Source organism: Sphingobium sp. (assembly GCF_035511395.1).
GTDB lineage: Bacteria > Pseudomonadota > Alphaproteobacteria > Sphingomonadales > Sphingomonadaceae > Sphingobium.
The window spans coordinates 1-1,551 of record NZ_DATKFP010000357.1 but is presented as its reverse complement, the minus strand read 5'-3'; the positions used below and the strand labels follow the sequence as shown (position 1 = coordinate 1,551).

Sequence of the window (1,551 nt, the reverse complement as noted above, 5' to 3'; positions counted from 1 at the left end):
TCGCACTGGCAGCAATCAGCCGCGCTATTTCCTGCTCCACGCGGTCCAGCAGTGCTTCCTGCATGTGCAGATCGTCGATCGCGTAGGAGGACAGGCACAATTCAGGGAACAGCACCAGATCGGCGCCCGCCGCGGCGGCTTGCCTTGCCAGATCCTCAATAGCTGCGGCATTGGCGCCGACATCGCCCACGGTGGCGCGCGGGGTCGCAGCCGCGATCCGCACGAGGCCATGGCTGTGAATGGAAAAGAAGGAGTCAGCGACGCGCAACGGCCTGTCCCATCATCTCCAGCGCGATCTCCAGCGACCGTATCCGCACCGGACCTCTGCCGATATCGCCGCAATGTTCTTCGCGATGCACTACACCCCCGTCCCGTCCGGCGCAGGCGAAATGCACCAATCCTTCCTCGCCGCCATCGGGCGCGGCACCGGCATAGCCCGTCACGGCCAGCGCGATGTCGGCATTCGATCGGTCGATTGCGCCCTGCGCCATCGCTATCGCGACATCCCGGCTGACCGCGCCGCAGCGGCCGATCTGCCGCCTGTCGACACCCAGCAGGTCGCATTTGGCATCCTCGCTATAGACCACGAAACCCCGGTCGAAGGCGTGGCTTGCGCCTTCCACATCGGTGAGCAACGACGCCAGCAGCCCGCCGGTGCAACTTTCCGCCGTCGCCAGCTTCAGCCCGGCGCTACAGCATGTTTCCAGCAGCGCCTTTGCATCCTGTTCGACATGCGTAGGCAGAGCAGGCGACAGCGTTTCGGCGACGCCGCCATGCGCTGATGGGTCCGATCGAGCTATGGACATGACCTGGATCTTTTCCGATTTTTTGTGCGGCTGCCGCTACTCATGGGTATCCAATGGTCGGGCGGATCGCGCCTGCATGACCCGCCACCGGGCCGGCCTATCAGGCAAGCTTCAAACCTTCGCCATTCATGCGCCGGGTCAAGGCAGTGTTGGCGTCTTGCGTCAGGGCGGTCTTTAGCCGGGGAAAAATCTCCTGCTCCTCCGTGCGCATATGGGTTTCGAGGTCAGCGCGAAACGCCGCCAGCTTCGGCAGAAACGCCTCACCCTGAGCGATCAGGTCGGAAAGATCGTAGAGATACTGTTTCACATAGCCATGGTCGTGATTCAGGGCATCGGCCTCCGCCGTCAGGCCATTGTCGCGCAATGCGGGATAGACGGCATTTTCTTCCTCCATCGCATGCTTGCCCAGCGCGTGGCTCAGTTGCATCAGCAGTAGCCGTCGTTTGCGCCGATCATCGGGAGCCGTCTTTTCAAGCTTGTCAAAGAGAAGCAACGTCGCCTTATGTTCCGCAGCCAGGGCCTTATCCCAGTCTCCGGCCAGCACCGTCGGCGCCTGCACGACGAGTTTGCGCCCGACAATGGCGGCCATAGCAAGCCCTGCCCCTAGGCCCAGATGCACCCACGACCGGGTAGACGAATGGTCAAGAGATACCACAGATAATCCTTTCATCAGCCATGCCGATCTAAACCGACGAGGAAGGCTGCGGGTTCTCCCACCTCACGACCCGGACTTACCCATGTTAGC

General features: G+C 62.2%; 3 protein-coding genes. All 3 read right to left on the bottom strand.

The features are described 5' to 3' along the window. On the bottom strand, positions 1-268 hold a 268-nt coding region (locus VMR39_RS24585; protein WP_325420168.1), incomplete at its 3' end, for a nitrilase-related carbon-nitrogen hydrolase. Further along, complete coding sequence (locus VMR39_RS24580) at positions 255-806, bottom strand: CinA family protein (RefSeq protein ID WP_325420166.1); 552 nt, start codon at positions 804-806, stop codon at positions 255-257. The genes VMR39_RS24585 and VMR39_RS24580, both read right to left, overlap by 14 nt. A 100-nt stretch (positions 807-906) precedes the next feature. Further along, the gene (locus VMR39_RS24575; RefSeq protein ID WP_325420164.1) at positions 907-1,395 is read right to left on the bottom strand and encodes a hemerythrin domain-containing protein; all 489 of its coding nucleotides are present in this window, start codon (positions 1,393-1,395) and stop codon (positions 907-909) included. Positions 1,396-1,551: the final 156 nt, after the last annotated feature.